Raw genomic sequence first — 18,381 nt, forward strand, 5'->3', positions numbered from 1 at the left:
CAGCGCATGAGGCAATGACCGATGCACGGAAAACAAAACCCCTCCGCGCTTGCACACGGAGGGGTTGAATAGACGGCTAAATCGCGACGCGCGATCAGAGGTTGTAAACGATATTGGTCGTCGTCAACGTATCGGTGTGACGGATGCCCGACAGCACATCACTGTTGTGGCGTACCTGGAAGCCCACCTTGAGCGACAGCTTCTTGGTCATGCTCACCGCAACTCCGGCATCGTTTTGCAGGTAAGTGTTCTTGGTACCGGATTCCATCAGGAACGTATCGTCGAACGAGGTGTTGTCGGTGATGCGGTACTTGTAGTTCACCAGTCCGCGCGCAACGACCTGGCTCTGGCGCGGTTCCTTGAGCGGCACAGTGACGCCGTTGATGGTCTGCGTGCCGGTAGCCGGCTGGTATTCGGTGTAACCGGGACCGATTTCGAAGGAGAGCTGGGTACGATCGGTCTTCAACGCCATGTAGCCGTAGCCGATCGAGACCGTGCCCTGCCAGCGGTAAGCGGCGAAGTCGTCATGCTCATAGCGGCCGGCGGCGACGATGTAGCTGCGCGGGTCGAGCTTGTAGCCGGCCGAAGCACCGAAGTCATAGCGGTCGGCCGTGGTGTCGAATTGCTTGACGGCTTGGCCTTGCGCGTTCGTCACCGTGACCTGGCCCCTGGAGCGCAGCCAGTCGGCGAAGAAGCTGTTCTTCCACTGGTCGGTTTCCTGTGCAAGGTTCAGCTTCGCATTCACGTTCTGCGAGCGGGAGTTGCCGGTAGTAGAGGCGAAGCCCAGTTCGCCCGAGCCCGTCCAGGTGCCGGCGCTGGTCTGGGTACCGGAGGACGTGTCCTGGGCGTGGGCAGTGAAGGTGGCCAGGGTGGCGAGCGCCAAGCCGGTCATCAGCAGGTTTTTCATCGCTGGAGTCGTCCAATGTTAAAAAGCTGTTGGAACAGGCCACTTTAACGGAGCGGCTTGAACGCTTTGTGAATATTTAGAGCGATCTTAATGGCCTGATCGTGACAATCGGGCCGGCAACGCGCATCGGCGCTAAATCTCATGGGAAAGCCTGCGACACGCTTGCGGGCGTCACGCGGCATGGCCATGCTACGCAGACTCCCCTGCTGAATGTCGACATGGATCGGTACGAGCGCATTCTTACCCTGCACCGCTTGTTGAAATCGGCGCATTACCCGGTGCCGCTGCCCAGGCTGATGGACGAGCTTGAGTGCTCGCGAGCCACGCTGTACCGGGATATCGCCTTCTTGCGCGACGCCTTGGGCGCGCCGATCGAGAGCGCGGGCGGCGAACACGCCGCGTTCCGCTACGAAGCCACCGAGGGCCAGCGTTTCGAATTGCCAGGGCTGTGGTTGACCTCGGACGAGTTGGCCGCGCTGCTGGCGCTCAACGAACTGATCGGCCGCAGCGGCCCCGGCGTGCTGGCCGGTGCATTGGCGCCCTTCAAGGCGCGTATCGAGCACCTGCTTTCCGATCGAGCCAGCGGCAAAGCTTTGCCGGTGGAGCGCATCCGTGTGATTCCATGGGGCGAGCGCAAGCTCGACCAGCAAGTGTTCCGCATTACCGCGGGAGCAGTGTTGGACCGCAAGCAAGTACGTTTCCTGTACCGAGCGCGCACGACCAACAATGAAAGCAAGCGCACCGTATCGCCGCAGCGACTGACGCACTACCGCGACAACTGGTATCTGGACGCCTGGGACCACGATCGCGAAGCTTTGCGCAGTTTCGCGGTGGATCGCATCGCCGATCCGCATGCGATGGAAGAAGCAGCGACAGATGTGGCAGAAAGCGAGCTCAATGACCTGCTCGCCTCCAGCTACGGCATTTTCGCCGGCAAGCCGAAAGCCTGGGCCACTATCCGATTCTCTGCACACGCCGCGCGCTGGGTGGCCGATGAACATTGGCACTCGCAGCAGAAAGGCGCTTGGCTGCCGGATGGGCGGTATGAATTGCAGCTGCCGTATTCGAATTCGCGCGAGTTGCTGATGGACGTGCTCAAATACGGGCCAGATGCGGAGATCGTTGCGCCGCTGCCGCTGCGCGAGGAAATGAAGATCATGCTGCAGCTCGCACTCACCGGCTATCAATAGCGATTAAGCCGCTCGTCACCCATGCCAGCTACCCCGTCCACCGAACTTCAGCCGCGCGTTGGCAATGAGGGAAATGCAGCACGCAAGCCTACGGTTGCGTTGGCGCTCGGTTCCGGCGGCGCGAAGGGGCTGGCGCATATCGGTGCGATCGAGGAGCTGGAAGCACAGGGTTTCGACATCGTCGCCATCGCCGGCTGTTCGATGGGTGCATTGATCGGCGGCGTTCACGCAGCCGGCAAGCTGAGTATCTATCGCGACTGGGTCTGTACGCTGGACAAGTTCGACGTGCTGAAGCTGGTGGACTTGTCGTTTTCCTTCGCTGGCGGCGGCTTGATCAAGGGCGAGAAAATCATCGGCACCATGCTCGATCTGGTCGGCGATGTGCGTATTGAAGATCTGCCGATTACGTTCACCGCGGTTGCCACAGATCTCGAGCGTGAGCGTGAGGTATGGCTTACGCGCGGTTCGCTGTTCGATGCGGTGCGTGCGTCGATCGCGATTCCCACGCTGTTTCGTCCACACCTCATCAACGGACGATTGCTGGTGGACGGCGCACTGCTCAATCCCGTACCGGTAACGCCGTTGATTCGTGAGCCGGCCGATTACGTCATCGCGGTCAGCATCGATGGGCCAGCCGAAACGAATCTGCCGACGGAAATGTCTGCGGGCGATGCAAAACCAAAGGGCGGTATTGGCCGCTTGCTGGGACGGCTTCTGCCGGGTGGCGAATTGAAAGCGATGGACGCCGCAAAGCCGCGCGAAACGGGCGCCTTGGAGTTGCTCGGCCAATCGATGGATCTGATGCAGGCGAATCTTTCTCGTCTGCGCCTGGCCGCGTATCAGCCGGATCTGCTGGTGCAGCTGGCGCGCAATGTATCAAGCGCGTATGAGTTTTACCGCGCGCGGGAGTTGATCGAATTGGGGCGGGAGAAGATGCGGGTGGCGTTAGAGTCGTGGAATCCGCCGCCGCGGTGATGCTTTTCTTTCTCTCCATGTTGGTTGGGAGAGGAAACTGAACACATCAGCGCAGGCTGTTCGCCCTCATCCAATTATCCAGATACATCTTCAGCGCAACCGCCTGGTTGTGCTCTTCATCCTTCGCGCCAAACAGCAACGTGACACGGTGCCGTTCCGCCTTTGTCACCAAGGGTTGCCAGAATGATTTTTGCGCGTCCAGTTCGGTCGCATAACGGTGGCGGAAGCTTTCCCAGCACGCGAGATCGTGGCCGAACCATTTGCGCAGCGCCGTGCTGGGCGCCAGTTCCTTGGCCCATAAATCCAACGTGGCGTTTTCCTTCTTCAGGCCACGCGGCCAAAGCCGGTCCACCAGGACACGATAGCCATCAGTTTGGGCGGGCGGGTCGTAGATGCGTTTGACGGCGATGCTCACGGACGGCCTCCTGCAAGACTACGTCCGTCAAGCATACGCCTGCGTCATTCAAACAACGTGATCGCGGTCTAAGAACCTACTTTCATCTCCCAGGTATCTCGCGCTGCGCCGGAGCGGCCGTCGGGCGGGCGTGGCGCAGCGCCTGAGTGCAGCCACTCAGGCGCAAGGAGGGATGCTTGGTAGGCTCTAGAGTTCTTCGACGTGCGTCACCTTGGCGCGGCGCATCAGCCAAGCCACGCCGCGCAGATCGGCGATGCCCACCCACAGGCGGTCGAGCATGCCGTACTTGGATTTACCGGCCGTGCGCGGACGGTGTCCCACCGGCACGCTCTGGCTTTGGAAGCCGGCGCGTTTCACCAGCGCCGGCAGGTAGCGGTGCATGTGGTCGAAATAAGGCAAGCGTAGGAAGACGTCGCGCTCGAACAGCTTGAGACCGCAGCCCGTGTCCGGCGTGGCATCGCGCAACATGCGCGAACGCACCGCGTTGGCGATCTTGGAGGAGATACGCTTGTTGAAGCTGTCGCGCCGCGTGGTACGCCAGCCGGCAAACAGTTTGACTTCCGGCTCGGCCGCATCGCGTGCGGCAAGCAGATTGGGGATATCGGCCGGATTGTTCTGGCCGTCGCCGTCGAGCGTGGCGATCCACGACGAGCGTGCCGCGCGCACGCCATTCCACACCGCCGTGCTCTGTCCGCTGCGGGTTACGTGATGCAGCACGCGCAGTTCCGGATAGCTGGCTTTCTGAGCTTGCAACACGGCGCGGCTGTCGTCGCTGGAGTCGTCATCGACGTACACGATCTCGAAGTCCAGCTTGCCGCGTAGCGAGGCGGCGATTTCGGCGAGCAGCGGAGGAATGTTGTCGCGTTCGTTGAAGACGGGCACGACGACGGAAAGTTGCGGCATGGAATCTAGCCTTGTGATGCGAATTTATTTTTTGCCCTCTCTCCTTCGGAGAGAGGGCATGGTTCGTGGCTCAGCGCAGCTTGCCGAGAATCCCATCCAGCTCGTCATTGCTGTGGTAATGGATCACCAGCTTGCCGCGCCCGCCGCGGCCATGCGCCACTTCCACCTTGGTGGCAAAGCGCTCGCCCAGTTCGCGTTCCAACGCATCGATGTTCGGATCACGCGCCGGTGCGCTCTTCGCCTTGCCCTTGGGTGCGGTCTGCGCCTTGCGGGCGGCGTCTTCGAGTTCGCGCACGCTCCAGTTGTGGCGTGCGGCTTCCAGTGCCAGCGATTCAGCTTGGAATTCGGGCAGCGTGAGCAGGCAGCGGGCATGACCCATTTCCAGCTTGCCGTCATCGAGCAAGCGTTTGATGGATGCCGGCAGATCGATCAGGCGCAGCATGTTCGACACCGCGGCGCGTGAGCGGCCCACTGCGTCGGCAGCTTGCTGGTGGGTGAGATCGAAATCGTCGATCAGGCGCTTGATGGCGTCGGCTTCTTCCAGCGGCGTGAGATCCTGGCGCTGGATGTTTTCGATCAGCGCCATCGCCGGTACGGCGACTTCCGGCACGTCCTTCACCAGTGCGGGGATCTCGCTGAGCTGCGCGCGCTGCGCTGCACGCCAGCGACGTTCGCCGGCGATCAGCTCGTAGCTGTTCTTGCCGATCGAACGCACCACAACGGGTTGAATGAGACCTTGCGCGCGAATCGACGCGGCCAGTTCGTCCAGCGCTTCGTCATTCCAATGGCGGCGCGGCTGGTATTTGCCGGGCTGGATGTATTGGATCGGCAGATTGCGCAGCTCGCCTTCCTGTTCGATCACCGAGGGTGCGCCGGTGTCGCCGCCGCCAAGCAGGGCATCGAGCCCGCGTCCCAATCCACGTTTCTTCGCGGCAGACATTCTTGATGCTTACTCCTGATCCAGATGTGCCGAGGCTTCCACCGATTCCTCGGGTGAGTCGCCGTGCATGGCATGCAGCGCTGCGACAGCCGCCTGCGAACCGCGTTCGCGGCGAATGATTTCGCCGGCCAAACCGATGTAAGCGATGGCGCCGCGCGAGCTGCGGTCGTACAAATGAATGGGCTGGCCGTGGCTGGGCGCTTCGGCCAGGCGCACGTTGCGCGGAATGATCGAGCGCAGCACCTTGTCGCCGAAATGCTGGGTGAGCTGCGCGGAAACTTCATTGCCGAGGTTGTTGCGCACGTCGTACATGGTGCGCAGCAGGCCTTCGATTTCCAGCTGCGGATTCAGATGCTGGCGCACGGCTTTCACCGTATCGAGCAGGCTCGAAAGGCCTTCCAGCGCAAAGTATTCGCATTGCACCGGAATCAGCAGGCTGGTCGCAGCGGTAAGCGCGTTGACGGTGAGCAGATGCAGCGTGGGCGGGCAATCGACCAGGATGATGTCGTATTTGCCGATGACTTTCGCCAGCTGTTCCTTGAGCCGGTTCTCTCGCGCCAGCGCGTCCATCAACTTCAATTCGGCGGCAGTGAGATCGCCATTGCCCGGCAGCAGATCGTAATGCGCTTCGGTAGTAACGATGGCTTGCTCGATCGGTGCTTCGCCCAGCAGCACTTCGCAGCCGCTCGGCGAAACTTCGCGCTTATCCACGCCGGATGCCATGGTCGCGTTGCCCTGCGGATCGAGATCGATCAGCAGCACTTTGCGCTTCGCCGCAGCAAGCGCCGCAGCGAGGTTGACAGCGGTAGTGGTTTTGCCGACGCCACCTTTCTGGTTGGCGACAGCGATGATACGGGCCATGTCTCGTCCGGTACCGTGGGTGTATTCAAAAGGACGGCTAGATTAGCAGGAAGGGGGCGAAACAGCCTGCTGTCAGAGCCAGTGCAGGCCGCCCGGAGATCGTAGACAGGCTCTCATGGGTTTGCGTGCTCCAGCACGACCAGGTGGCGTTCCGCGGACCCCAGGCCCGGCACCGCCAGCGCATGAATGCCGCGAACGACGAATGCGGATGGCACACCTGCAAGCTCTTCTTCCGGTGTCTTGCCCTTCATGGCCAGCCATACACCGTGGGGCGCCAGCAGATGGCCACCCCAGGCCAGCATGTCCGTCAGGCTGGCAAAAGCGCGGGCCGTGACGCAGTCGAACGAGCCTTCCACCTCTTCGACGCGCGATTGCAGCGCGCGCACGCCTTCCAATTTCAGTGCACGAATTGCTTCGCGCAGAAAGCGCACCTTCTTGCCGTTGGAATCCACCAGCAGCACCTGCCGGCCCGGTGCGGCAATGGCCAGGGGAATGCCCGGCAGGCCGGGGCCGGTGCCGAGGTCGGCCAGCGTTTCGCCCTTCACGTGAGGCAGGATGGCCAGCGAATCGAGCAGGTGCCGGCTCACCATCTCCGCAGGATCACGAATCGCGGTGAGGTTGTAGGCCGCGTTCCAGCGCTCGAGCAGCGCAAGGTAATCGAGCAAGCGCGACACGGCATCGGTCGGCAAGGACAGACCGAGCGCAGCAATGCCCTGTTCAAGCTGGATTTGCAGGGTAGAGCGATCGGCCATTGCGGTTCCTTGAGAGACGTACGGTGCTTCGTAGGTTGAGGTGAAAACCCCAACGTTGCCATGCCTGCGGCCTTAAGCAGATCCGCGAAGCAGTAAAAAAAGAAGACCCGCCGTAGCGGGTCGAACTTCTCAGATTCCCCTGAGCCGGTGCTTCTTGGGCAACCTGGCCAGATGCTTTTGTTAGGCGGCGGCGTCCAGCTCGACGCGAGTCACCATCACACCGCGTTCGCGCAGTTGCTGGTTGAGGCTGGACTTAAGGCGAGCCACAACCTGGCGCTGTTCCTGTTGACTGGTTTCCGACTCCGACTGCAGGGCATCGAGCACGCCATGGCGGATGAGCTGATCAGCTTGTTCGATCACTGCGTCGGCGCGCTCAGGCTCCAACACTTGCCAGTACACGGTGCCTTGTACCGGCGTGGCTTTGGCATTGGAGGCATCGAAGCGCAGCACGCGTCCACTAAGGTCGATGCGATGACCGACACGATCCAGCAGCGGCATCACCACATGGGTGCCTGGCTGCAGCAGACGAACCTGCTTGCCGTAACGATAGAGGCTGTAGACCTGACCCGCCGGCACACGCTTCACCGCCACTGCAGCTAGGGAGAAAACCGCTATAAGAGTAAAGGTCAGGATGGTCATGATCTTTTAAAACAACCAGTTAACTACGGTTTCTAAAAACTTTACGGAGCATCATTCTACAGGCACATGACGCCGCCAGGATTAATTCTAATTTAACGCCTGGATTTTCAACCCCGCAAGCCCTTTTTGTCAGCAAATCCTTAACGGTTGTTGGCACTGAAACGTTTGCATCGTTCGTGCCGTAGGCCAAGGCACATCGCCCCAGCTGTCCATGCTGTGACCCAAAGCACATCGCCCCGCCGATAGGTCTATCGGCAGGGCGATGGCGTGGCTGAAGTGCTAGCGGGCTAACTGGGGTTAAAACTTGCCGGCGCGGAAGTCAGCAATGGCCTGGTGGATTTGCTCAGGTGTGTTCATCACGAACGGGCCGTAGCGCGCTACCGGCTCCTGTAGTGGCTGACCGGCCACCAAAAGCACACGGGATGGGGCTTCGCGGCCGGCAATACGCACGCTGGTACCCTCGGACAACACCGCCAGTTCGCTGCGCGAAAGCTTCTCGCCCGCCACTTCGGCATCGTTACCGTCGAAGACATAGGCGAAGGCATGGTGGCCTTCCGGCAGCGGAATCTCGATGCCAGCCCCGGCTTCCAGGGCGATATCCAGGTACACCGGAGCGGTGACAATTCCCGACACTGGACCGGTTGCGTCACCGAAATGGCCAGCAATGACCTTGAGCGTCACTCCAGAGACCGGGCGCACAACAGGAATGTGTTCTGGATCAATATCCTGGTAGCGCGGCTCGGTCATCTTGTCCTTGGCCGGCAGATTCACCCACAGCTGGAAGCCCCACATCAGGCCGTTTTCCTGCTGCGGCATTTCCGAATGCAGGATGCCGCGACCAGCCGTCATCCATTGCACGCTGCCGGGCTTCAGATCGCCGCGGTTGCCGTGGTTGTCGCCATGCTGCATGTGGCCGGCCAGCATGTAGGTGACGGTTTCGAAGCCGCGGTGCGGATGCTCAGGAAAGCCGGCTATGTAATCGCCCGCCTGGTCAGAGCGGAATTCGTCCAGCAGCAGGAAGGGATCGAGCATGTCCAGCCCAGGCTGGCCGATGATGCGCTTGAGCTTTACGCCCGCACCGTCGGCGGTATCGATGCCGCGGATGCGGCGGAGAATGCGGCGCTCAGTCATGGTGTGCTCCCGTAAGAACGATCTGGCGCACATGATGGTTGTGCTGAAGCAGCAACCCAAGTAGGAAGGGGCGAACGGACTGTTTCGAGTCATGCACGCAGAACTGCGTTTTACCGCAAGTCGTGCCCGCTCACCCTGGCCCTCTCCCTGGAGGGAGAGGGAATAGAACGACTCAATGCACCCAATGCCCGCTGCGTTGCCGCGGTGGTGCGGGATGCTCGGCTTTCGACTCGTTCGCGCGAAGCAGCGCATCCAGTTCCGCTTCTGTGGCGGGATGCTCGAACCAATACTGGTTTACGGCGGCCAGCACAGCGGGGAGTTGCGCCAAGCAGTCGTCGTATTCCTCGTCGGTGAGTTTTTCGAACTCGGCTTCGGCGCTGAGAATACCTTCGTCCACGGCCAGGGCCATCACGGGGCCGAGCACTTCCATCAAGGACGGATCGTCGGCCAGGCGCTTTTCCCACAGTGCTGCGCGTAGATCGATGCCGCGGCTGAAGCCCTCGCACCAGCCGGCCGCCGACAGCGCCGGGCCGGCTTCGGTGTCGATTTCGCCGAGAATCGGTTCGTAGGCGTCCACGTCCAGTTCGGCGCTAATCGAATCGTTGAGCTTGGCGAGCAAGGCCAATACGCGGTTGCCTTCGTTTTCGTCCGCAAACGGCTCATGCAGCACTTCGGGCAGCCATTCCTCCGGCAGTACCTGTGTGGGGCCTACGGCCAAGGCGCTGAGCAGGCCGTGCACCCCGTCGAGCAGCAGATGGCCGTCACCTTCCTGGGTGTGCGTGCGCAAGTAGGCATCCAGCTCGTCGAGCTCGCGATCATCCAGGGAACTGGGCCATTCGGTCTTGGTTTCGCTCATCGTCATTCAATATCCAGGTCTACCGTGACCGGAGTGTGGTCGGAAGGCCGCTCCCAGCGCCTCGGTTCACGGTCAATGGTGGCACTCTTGGCCGACGATTTCAGGGCATCGCCCAGCAGGATCAAGTCGATGCGCAACCCCATGTTGCGCCGGAACGCACCCTGCCGGTAGTCCCACCAGCTGTAATGGCCGGCGTCCTGTTCAAAAAGGCGAAAGCTGTCGTGCAGGCCCAGCTCCGTAATGGCTTTCAGGGCGGCGCGCTCGGGCGGGGAGCACAGCACTTCCTCACCCCAGGCAGGCGCGTCGTAGACGTCGCGATCATCCGGGGCGATGTTGAAATCGCCCAGCACCACCAGCTTGGGATGGCGCTGGATTTCTTTCGCTAGAAACGCGTGCACTTTTTCCAGCCAGTGGAGCTTGTAGGTGTATTTCTCGTCACCCACGGCCTTGCCGTTCACGACGTAAAGATCGACCACGCGCACGCCACCCACCGTGGCGGCGAGGATGCGCCGCTGCGGATCGTCCAGCCCGGGAATGTCGGTGATTACGTCTTCAAAGGACAAGCCAGCATCATTCCGAGCCAGGATCGCCACGCCGTTGTAGGTTTTCTGACCGGCGTAGATCGCTTGATAGCCCGCGGCGGCCAATTCGTCGACGGGAAACTTGGCGTCTTCCAGCTTGGTTTCCTGCAGCGCCACGACGTCTGGGCGTGCATCGGCCAGCCACTGGGTGAGGTGCGGAATGCGCACCTTCAGCGAGTTCACGTTCCAGGAGGCGATTTTCATGCGCGGGATTGTACGGGATGACGATGACGCACACGGGCTGCCCCATGACGCAGCGTGCCTTCATGCACATGGGCACAAGGGGGTTAGCTGCTAGCGTGGGGCTTTCTTGTGTCCGCGGAACGCTGTCATGCTCAAACCCTCCCGCTTGCTGTTGCCGCTCCTTGCCGCGTTGCTCGCCCCGGTCGCGGTGGCCGATACGCGCAGCACTCCTGACCCGCGTATCGAAACCTTGCTCACCCAACTGGGTAAGGTGCGCGATATCAATGAAGTAGCGCTGTCGCCGGATGGGCATCAGCTCGCCTGGGTTGTGGAAACCGAGGGCAAGCCAGGTATCGTGCTGGCCGACGTCGACGGCAAGAACGCGCATAGCGTCGGCATAGCCACCAAACCCGGCATATGCAGCGAAGAAGGCATCGCTTGGGCGCCGGATTCGCGTCATCTGGCCTTTCTCTCTAATTGCGCCAGCACTCGTAACGGTATGGGCGGCAGCAAGCAGCAGGACGTCTACGTGCTCGACACGCAGTCGTCGGGCCAGCCGGAACATCTGTCCAACCTCAATGGCTACGCGCATGCGCTGAGCTGGTCGCCGGATGGCAAAACGCTGGGCTTCCTTTATGTGGAAGGTGCCACGCGCCCGGCCAGTGCGCTGGCGGCGGCGAAGCCGTCCGTCGGCGAGATCGGCGTGGAAGGCATCGAAGTGCAACGGGTCGCCACCTTGCCTGCGCAGGGCGGTGCGGTGCAGCGAGTCACGCCAGCCGACAGCTATGTCTACGAGTTCGCGTGGGCGCCGGATAGCGATCGCGTGGCTTATGTCGCTGCACCAGCACCGGGTGACAACAATTGGTGGATCGCGCAGCTCTATGTGCAGAGTGCGCAGGCAAGCGCGACACGCACGGCCGTGGTCAATCCGAATACCGTCAGCGGGCCATTACATGGTTTGCAGATCGCGTTGCCGCGTTGGTCGCCGGACGGTTCGCGCATCGCTTTCATTGGTGGCTTGATGAGCGATCAGGGTTTTACTGGCGGCGACATTTACAGCGTTGCCGCTGGCGGTGGCGCACCCGTCAATCTCACATCAGGCATCCATGTCTCGCCATCGTGGTTTACCTGGAGTTCGCCGCAGTCGCTGCTAGTGAACCAATTCAGCGACGGTCACGCGCAATTGGCGGAATACACGGTGGACGCACGGCACGCGCAGCAGCAGCGCGTGTTGTTCACGACGCAAGGCGCGGTATGGGACGGGAGCGCAATCATGGGGCTTTCATTCTCCGCTGATCATCGCTACGTAGCGTTCGAGCAATCGTCCTTCGACGTGGCACCGGAGGTCTACGCGGGTGCAGTGGACAGTGGAGCACCTCATGCCGTCACCGCGATCAACGCAGCGTTGAAGCCGAGCTGGGGCAAAGCCGAATCGGTCGAATGGGATCACGATGGTTTCCACGTGCAGGGTTGGCTGCTGTACCCGGTCAACTACGATCCCAACAAGCACTATCCGATGATCGTGAACGTGCACGGCGGCCCTTCCGGCGCAGTGCTGCCGCGCTGGCCTGGGTTGGGTGCGAGTTTCGCGCCGTTCTCTGGATTGGGCTATTTCGTTTTCATGCCGAATCCGCGCGGCAGCTACGGTCAGGGGGAGGCCTTCGTGCAGGCCAACCGCAAGGACTTCGGCTATGGCGACCTGCATGACACGCTTGCCGGTGTCGATGCCGTGGAAAAGAAAGTGTCGGTGGACGATCACCGTCTTGGCCTCGTCGGCTGGAGTTACGGCGGCTTCATGAGCATGTTCGCGCCCACGCAAACGCAGCGCTTCCGCGCCGTGGTGGCCGGCGCAGGTATTGCCAATTGGCAGAGCTATTACGGGCAGAACCTGATCGATCAGTGGATGATTCCGTTCTTCGGCGCATCCGTGTACGACGATCCTGCGGTGTATGCGAAAAGCTCGGCGATCAACTTCATCAAGAATGTGAAGACACCCACGCTGATCGTAGTGGGTGAACGCGACGCAGAATGCCCGGCGCCACAATCGTTCGAATACTGGCATGCCTTGCGCACCCTCGGTGTGCCGACGTCGCTGGTGGTGTATCCCAACGAAGGACATCATTTCGTCAATCCGGTGCATCAACGTGATCTGCTGCAGCGGGCGTTGAATTGGTTTGAGAAGTATTTGCCGCCGCAGTCGTAACACGAGATCCACACACGCTCCTCTCTCGACGTGAGAGGGGCGTTATCTCAGAACAGCTCACCCTGCGGCGACACTTTCCGCGGAGGCACAAAACGCGACGTATCCAGTTGCAACGCGCGTGCGCGAGTCAATCCACGACGACGGCATGTCACTTCAAAGCGACGCCGCAACAGTTCGGCAAATACGCCTTGCCCTCGCATGCGCGTGGCGAAGTTGCTGTCGTAATCTTTGCCACCATTGGACTGCTGCACTAGGCTCATCACGTGCTCTGCACGCTGCGCCGCGTGCAAGCTGAGCCATTCGCGAAACAGTGCTTTTAACTCATACGGCAATCGAATGACCGTGTAGCCCGCGCAGCTCGCGCCCGCGTCGGCTGCCTGCTTAAGCACGGCTTCCATATCACGATCGTTCAACGCAGGGATGATCGGCGCCACCAGCACGCCTACCGGCACACCAGCCTCGGCCAAGGTGCGAATGGCTTTCAACCGCCGATGCGGCGCACTCGCACGCGGTTCAAGCTTCGCCGCCAAATGATTGTCCAATGAATTCACCGAGACGAACACCTGCACCAAGCCTTCTCGCGCCATCGGTACGAGGATGTCGAGATCACGTTCCACCAACGCGTTCTTCGTGACGAGGGTGCAAGGGTGATGGCATTCGGCCAGCACTTCCAATGCAGCACGCGTGATGCGCCATCGTTTTTCGATCGGCTGGTAAGGATCCGTATTGCTGCCGATATTGATGGGACTGGCGACATAGCCTGGCTTGGACAGTTCTGAACGCAGCACTTCAGCCAAGTTGCTCTTGGCACGAAGCTTGGTTTCGAAATCGAGGCCAGGGGACAGATTCAAATAGCTGTGGCTGGGTCGCGCGTAGCAGTAAATGCAGCCGTGCTCGCAGCCGCGATACGGATTCATCGCCGCTGTGAAACTCAGGTCTGGCGAATCGTTGTGTGTTATGACACTACGTGCACGTTCTTCCGTCACTTCCGTGCGCGGACGCAGACACTCTTCATCCAGCATGGCATGCTGCCAGCCATCGTCTTCGGCGTGATGACGAATGCTTTCGAAGCGTCCTTCCGGATTGGATGCAGCGCCGCGGCCTTTGAATGCGTGAAGGGGGTCAGCCATTGCTCAATGATGCGCCGTGCTCATCTCACACTGCGCGACACTCAGGGTTCTTTCGCTTGCTTGAGCTGCTCCGCCAGCCAGGTGGCCATGTCCGCCATGGGATAGTCGGTATTCAACTGCCGATGCATTTCTTCGAACACAGGTGGCGAAATCGTCCAGCCCAATGGAAGCAGATAATTGCCGGGACACAGTCGCATGTGCCAGAGCACGTCACTGCGACCGGGTTCAGTAGCATTGATGTGCAGCGACGCCAGTAGCGCGGCTCTGGCGTATTCGCCACGCGCATCCCGCGTGTCCAGCAGCGCCACCAGCGGTGCGGTTGCTTCGCCATAACTGCGTTGTTCGGTAGTGCTGAGTGTGCGTGGACAGGCCGCAGAGTAGAGCGGTACGGTTTGCGCAGGATCGTGCGCATCGACGAAATCGTGCAAGCTGGGATCGTTGCTGATGTGGAGCACGATGAACTGCAGTGGTTGCTGCTGCACATCAGCGATCGAACGCAGTCGTTGCATCACTTCAAACAAGGTGGTGGCGCCCGAATTCTCGAAGTAGCCGCCATCCACCAATTGGAACGAGGCCGGCGGCAGAGCGCTGTTGCCGGCAGTCTGCAACGTGCCGGCCGGACTCAGATAGGTGAACCGGGCACTATTGAGCACCACTTCACTGAGCGGCACGCGCGGATCCAGCCAATGCGCCGCATCATACGCGGTGGTCCACGGGCTGCGCGCGAACGGGCGGAACGGGTGCTGCACGAAACGCCAGCCCTGTCCGACGGTGGTGCTATTGAAGAACAGTGCAGGTGTGTTCGTGCTGACATCGCCGTCATCGTTTTCATAGAGCGCGGCAAACGGTTGCGCCAGCGCGTTGACTCCCTGCTCCTGCGCTGCCTGTTCCCAGGCATGCGAGAGCGCACGGCCACGATCGTTGAACAAAGCACCCGGCAGCCAACGTTGCGTGAAGTCGATAAACCAGGCGTTGGCCATCACCGGTGCAAGAAAATCGTGATCAAGCATGTTTTCGGTGCGGTTCTGCGCGGACAGTCCGGTCTGCGGTGCGACACGTAGCGCGGCTACGTAGCTGGCCAAGCCCAAACTGCCGCCGGAAACGCCGGAGCCTGCAAAAAGATATCGCTCGAACAGGGGTTCGGTGCCGGCGGGCGGTTCCGCCTGGTCGATCAGCTTAGTGAATTGCGTCAACACCGTTGCGGTCCAGGCGGCCGCACGCAGGCCGCCTCCTTCGGCGGAAACCATGATCACCGGGCAGGCGCGTTGCGGAGTGCATCGACTTTGCAACCAGGCCTTGGCGTAGGCGTCGAAGTCTGGCCGATGGTCGGGTGGTGGAGGCGCAGGCTGTTGGTGCGTGGTCATCGCCGGATACTGGCGTACGTGGTGGTTGTCGTTGAGATGCAGCGCGTGCAACAGCACGGACACCACCATCAACAAGCTCAGCAGAGGTACGCCACGACGATCGGCGATCATGCACAGAAAACCGCCGCTCATGCAGAAGAAGCTGCAAGTGATCAGCAATACGGCCAGCGAGCCCATGCCGTCGAATTGCCGCGGCTGGAACGCGACCAGGACGGTAATGAGGACGTTCAAGATCAGCACAGCAAGAAATACGCTCAATGGCGTCGTGCCCAACGTTGCGATAGATGTCGCACGTGGTTCTGCCGCTGCGCCGGTTCGCTCGGCGTTGGCCTGTAACAATCGTTGACGCCCAATGAAGAACACGATCATTGCGGCAGCCACGATCAGTAGCCCCGCGGTGCGCTCATCGCGCCGCAAGCACTGCGCTGACGTGGCGCACACTGCATGGGGCGTGCTGCGCAAAGCCATCAGGTATCCGAACAGCACCAGCAGCGGCATCAGGATGCCCAGGACGCGCGGTATCCACTGCCGCAGTGTGGCCGCGCGCGGATTTTGCAGCGCGGGCCAGCGCGGGTAGGTCAGCCGATAGGCCTGGTGTGCGGTGTACCAGAGGGCGAGGCCAGCCAGTGCGGCGGTCGCCAGCAAAAAGAGGTAGCGGGTGCTGCTGGGATCGACCCACATGGCAATCAGGAACAGCTCGTTGGCCTGATCGACGTTGCTGATGACGATGCCGGCGAAGGCAAGCACCAGCAGGGAGACGCGGATCGGCTTGCCGTGGTCCAGAACGATAATCAGCCAGTCGACGATGTTCAGCCAGGCCAGCCGCGCGTTCTGCGTTACGGAAGTAGGTGGATCGTGCTCAGCCATCATCCCTTGTTCCCGGGCATATCCGATCGGCGTCCATATTACGGATATGACATGCATCGGGCCGGTGGAGAGGATCGCAGTTCCAGGCGGGGGTACAGCGTTATGATGATTTTGTTTCGGGGGATCAGGTGTAGGGGTCTGTCATGCGCTGGTTACTGCTGTTTGCGACCTTGCTGTCGTGGGTGCTCTGCTTCACGCGCCACGGCGCAGGCGCCATGGCCTTTTGGCTATTCGCGGGGATCATCGGTGCCATCGCCACCGTTCTTGGTTTTGCGCATGCGCGCATCTCTGCCAATGCGCAACCAGAGATCATGCTCGATCTGCCTAAGCGTCAGCCGCCGCAAGAGAAGCCGCCGCAAGCATGAAATGCTGCACTGCAGCTTTGGTGGTTTAGCCATCCAAACGCTACACTCGGGTGATTGACGCAGCGCAAAGGTGCGGTGCGCAATCATTCACGAGTGCGCTCCCGGCGAATCGGCGAGCAGGAGGCAAAACATGTCCAAGGTCTATCCCGTCGATCCCGCCTTCGCCGCCAAGGCGCGCATTCGCAAAGAAGACTACGAACAGCTGTATGCGGAGTCGGTGAAGGATCCCGAAAGCTTCTGGGGCCGCATCGCCGAGCGCTTGGAATGGTCGAAGAAACCCACGCGCATTCGCGACGTTTCCTTCGATCCGAGCAACCTGCATATTCGCTGGTACGACGATGGCCAGCTCAACGTGTCAGCCAATTGTTTGGATCGTCACCTGGCTACGCGGGGCGACAAGACCGCGATCATCTTCGAGGGCGACGATCCGTCGGAGTCGCGGCGCATCAGCTATCGCGAGCTGCATGCGGAAGTGTGCAAGTTCGCCAACACGCTGAAGCATCTGGGCATCAGCAAAGGCGATCGCGTGGCGATCTATATGCCGATGATTCCCGAGGCCGCCGTGGCGATGCTGGCCTGTGCGCGCATTGGTGCGGTTCACTCGGTGGTGTTCGGCGGCTTCTCGCCCGATTCGCTGGCGGGCCGTATCGCCGACTCCACCGCAAAGTTGGTGGTGACGGCGGATGAAGGTTTACGCGGCGGCAAGAAGATTCCGCTGAAGACCAACGTGGATGCTGCGCTTCAGCGCCCTGGCACCAACAGCGTGGAAACCGTGATCGTGGTGCGCCGTACGGGTTCCGCCGTGCCGATGCAATCGCCGCGCGATCGGTACTACCACGTGCTGATGGAAGGGCAGTCGGCAGATTGCCCGGCTGAACCGTTGGAGGCGGAACATCCGCTGTTCATCCTGTATACCTCCGGCTCTACCGGTAAACCAAAGGGCGTGCTGCATACCTCGGGCGGTTATCTGGTTTACGCGAGTTTCACGCACGAGCTGGTGTTCGATGTGCGCGAGGACGATGTGTACTGGTGCACCGCCGACGTGGGTTGGGTTACCGGGCACAGCTATGTGGTCTATGGTCCGCTCGCCAACGGCGCGACCACGGTGATGTTCGACGGTGTGCCGAACTATCCGGATTTCAGCCGCTTCTGGCAGGTGGTGGATAAGCACAAGGTTACGTTGTTCTACACCGCGCCCACGGCGATCCGAGCTCTGATGCGTGAGGGCGAGGGCCCCGTGAAGAAATGCTCGCGCGCCAGCCTTCGCCTGCTCGGTTCGGTTGGCGAGCCGATCAATCCTGAGGCGTGGGAGTGGTATCACCGCGTGGTGGGCGACGAGCGTTGTCCGATCGTAGATACCTGGTGGCAGACCGAGACCGGCGGCATCCTGATTACGCCGCTGGCAGGCGCCATCGACACGAAACCCGGCTCGGCCACCTTGCCTTTCTTCGGCATCAAGCCGGCCGTGGTGGATGCCGGCGGCGCGCTGCTGGAGGGAGCCGCGGAAGGCAATCTGCTGATCACCGATTCCTGGCCTGGCCAGATGCGCACGGTGTATGGCGATCATCAACGCTTTATCGACACTTACTTCAAGGCTTACCCCGGAAATTACTTCACCGGGGACGGCGTACGTCGTGACGAGGATGGCTATTACTGGATCACTGGCCGCGTCGACGACGTAATCAACGTTTCCGGCCACCGCATCGGTACGGCCGAGGTGGAAAGTGCATTGGTGGCGCACCCGAAAGTGGCGGAAGCAGCGGTGGTCGGCTGCCCGCATGAGATCAAAGGCCAGGGCATCTATGCCTATGTGACGCTCGTGGCCGGTGAGCAGGGCAACGACGATTTGCGCAAGGAGTTGGTTGCCTGGGTGCGCAAGGAAATCGGGCCGATCGCCACGCCTGATTACATTCAATGGGCACCGGGTTTGCCAAAGACGCGTTCGGGCAAAATCATGCGCCGCATCCTGCGCAAGATTGGAGAGAACCAGCCCGATCAGTTGGGGGATATTTCCACACTGGCGGATCCGGCAGTGGTGAAGAACCTGGTTGAGGAACGGTTGATTCGCTAAGCGTCTGCTTTTTCTCGAGCCCGAGGTTTGCGTTACCGTCTTCCCGGT

Annotated in this window: 17 protein-coding genes; 5 read left to right on the forward strand and 12 right to left on the reverse strand. The window is 61.0% G+C overall.

The features are described 5' to 3' along the window. Window positions 1-94 precede the first annotated feature (94 nt). Entirely contained in the window at window positions 95-907 is an 813-nt protein-coding gene (locus QQJ86_RS01315; RefSeq protein ID WP_284319091.1) for a DUF481 domain-containing protein, read from the reverse strand. A 218-nt stretch (window positions 908-1,125) separates the two neighbouring features. On the opposite strand from QQJ86_RS01315, the gene QQJ86_RS01320 reads away from it, so the two are divergent. Continuing rightward, window positions 1,126-2,097, forward strand: coding sequence for a helix-turn-helix transcriptional regulator (locus tag QQJ86_RS01320; RefSeq protein WP_284319092.1), 972 nt, complete (start codon window positions 1,126-1,128; stop codon window positions 2,095-2,097). A gap of 21 nt (window positions 2,098-2,118) precedes the next feature. Next, complete coding sequence (locus QQJ86_RS01325) at window positions 2,119-3,072, forward strand: patatin-like phospholipase family protein (RefSeq protein ID WP_284319093.1); 954 nt, start codon at window positions 2,119-2,121, stop codon at window positions 3,070-3,072. A gap of 46 nt (window positions 3,073-3,118) precedes the next feature. Here the strand turns inward: QQJ86_RS01325 and QQJ86_RS01330 are convergent, their stop codons facing one another. The 9 genes from QQJ86_RS01330 to xth all read right to left on the reverse strand — a co-directional run bounded on the left by QQJ86_RS01330 (window position 3,119) and on the right by xth (window position 10,354). After that, window positions 3,119-3,487 carry a DUF488 domain-containing protein gene (locus QQJ86_RS01330; RefSeq protein ID WP_284319094.1) on the reverse strand — a complete coding sequence of 123 codons (369 nt, stop codon included), beginning with the start codon at window positions 3,485-3,487 and terminating at the stop codon, window positions 3,119-3,121. A gap of 186 nt (window positions 3,488-3,673) precedes the next feature. Beyond that, window positions 3,674-4,390, reverse strand: a complete 717-nt coding sequence (locus tag QQJ86_RS01335) for a glycosyltransferase (RefSeq protein ID WP_284319095.1) — start codon at window positions 4,388-4,390, stop codon at window positions 3,674-3,676. 70 nt (window positions 4,391-4,460) lie between these two features. Further along, the gene (locus QQJ86_RS01340; protein ID WP_284319096.1) at window positions 4,461-5,330 is read right to left on the reverse strand and encodes a ParB/RepB/Spo0J family partition protein; all 870 of its coding nucleotides are present in this window, start codon (window positions 5,328-5,330) and stop codon (window positions 4,461-4,463) included. Window positions 5,331-5,339: 9 nt separating this feature from the next. After that, window positions 5,340-6,191 (reverse strand): ParA family protein, encoded by an 852-nt coding sequence (locus tag QQJ86_RS01345; RefSeq protein ID WP_284319097.1) that lies wholly within the window; start codon window positions 6,189-6,191, stop codon window positions 5,340-5,342. 113 nt (window positions 6,192-6,304) lie between these two features. Continuing rightward, window positions 6,305-6,943, reverse strand: coding sequence for a 16S rRNA (guanine(527)-N(7))-methyltransferase RsmG (gene rsmG / locus QQJ86_RS01350; protein ID WP_284319098.1), 639 nt, complete (start codon window positions 6,941-6,943; stop codon window positions 6,305-6,307). A 180-nt stretch (window positions 6,944-7,123) separates the two neighbouring features. Continuing rightward, on the reverse strand, window positions 7,124-7,582 hold the full coding sequence (locus tag QQJ86_RS01355; protein ID WP_284319099.1) for an SPFH domain-containing protein: 459 nt from the start codon (window positions 7,580-7,582) through the stop codon (window positions 7,124-7,126). A 297-nt stretch (window positions 7,583-7,879) separates the two neighbouring features. Continuing rightward, the gene (locus QQJ86_RS01360) at window positions 7,880-8,713 is read right to left on the reverse strand and encodes a pirin family protein (RefSeq protein WP_284319100.1); all 834 of its coding nucleotides are present in this window, start codon (window positions 8,711-8,713) and stop codon (window positions 7,880-7,882) included. Between the two features lie 172 nt (window positions 8,714-8,885). Then, the gene (locus QQJ86_RS01365) at window positions 8,886-9,569 is read right to left on the reverse strand and encodes a YecA/YgfB family protein (protein WP_284319253.1); all 684 of its coding nucleotides are present in this window, start codon (window positions 9,567-9,569) and stop codon (window positions 8,886-8,888) included. A gap of 2 nt (window positions 9,570-9,571) precedes the next feature. After that, complete coding sequence (gene xth / locus QQJ86_RS01370) at window positions 9,572-10,354, reverse strand: exodeoxyribonuclease III (protein ID WP_284319101.1); 783 nt, start codon at window positions 10,352-10,354, stop codon at window positions 9,572-9,574. A 127-nt stretch (window positions 10,355-10,481) separates the two neighbouring features. Here xth and QQJ86_RS01375 point away from each other — a divergent pair, with 127 nt between their 5' ends. Next, on the forward strand, window positions 10,482-12,536 hold the full coding sequence (locus QQJ86_RS01375; protein ID WP_284319102.1) for a S9 family peptidase: 2,055 nt from the start codon (window positions 10,482-10,484) through the stop codon (window positions 12,534-12,536). Between the two features lie 47 nt (window positions 12,537-12,583). Here the strand turns inward: QQJ86_RS01375 and QQJ86_RS01380 are convergent, their stop codons facing one another. Further along, on the reverse strand, window positions 12,584-13,666 hold the full coding sequence (locus QQJ86_RS01380; RefSeq protein ID WP_284319103.1) for a PA0069 family radical SAM protein: 1,083 nt from the start codon (window positions 13,664-13,666) through the stop codon (window positions 12,584-12,586). Window positions 13,667-13,707: 41 nt separating this feature from the next. After that, window positions 13,708-15,900 carry a hypothetical protein gene (locus tag QQJ86_RS01385; protein ID WP_284319104.1) on the reverse strand — a complete coding sequence of 731 codons (2,193 nt, stop codon included), beginning with the start codon at window positions 15,898-15,900 and terminating at the stop codon, window positions 13,708-13,710. A gap of 140 nt (window positions 15,901-16,040) precedes the next feature. On the opposite strand from QQJ86_RS01385, the gene QQJ86_RS01390 reads away from it, so the two are divergent. Together QQJ86_RS01390 and acs are read left to right on the forward strand one after the other, a co-directional pair. Further along, a complete protein-coding gene (locus QQJ86_RS01390) occupies window positions 16,041-16,262 on the forward strand; it encodes a hypothetical protein (RefSeq protein WP_284319105.1) in 222 nt (73 codons plus the stop codon). A 130-nt stretch (window positions 16,263-16,392) separates the two neighbouring features. Continuing rightward, window positions 16,393-18,333 (forward strand): acetate--CoA ligase, encoded by a 1,941-nt coding sequence (acs, locus tag QQJ86_RS01395; protein ID WP_284319106.1) that lies wholly within the window; start codon window positions 16,393-16,395, stop codon window positions 18,331-18,333. The last annotated feature ends 48 nt before the right edge of the window (window positions 18,334-18,381 follow it).

The sequence above is a fragment of the Dyella acidisoli genome (assembly GCF_030160295.1).
GTDB lineage: Bacteria > Pseudomonadota > Gammaproteobacteria > Xanthomonadales > Rhodanobacteraceae > Dyella_B > Dyella_B acidisoli.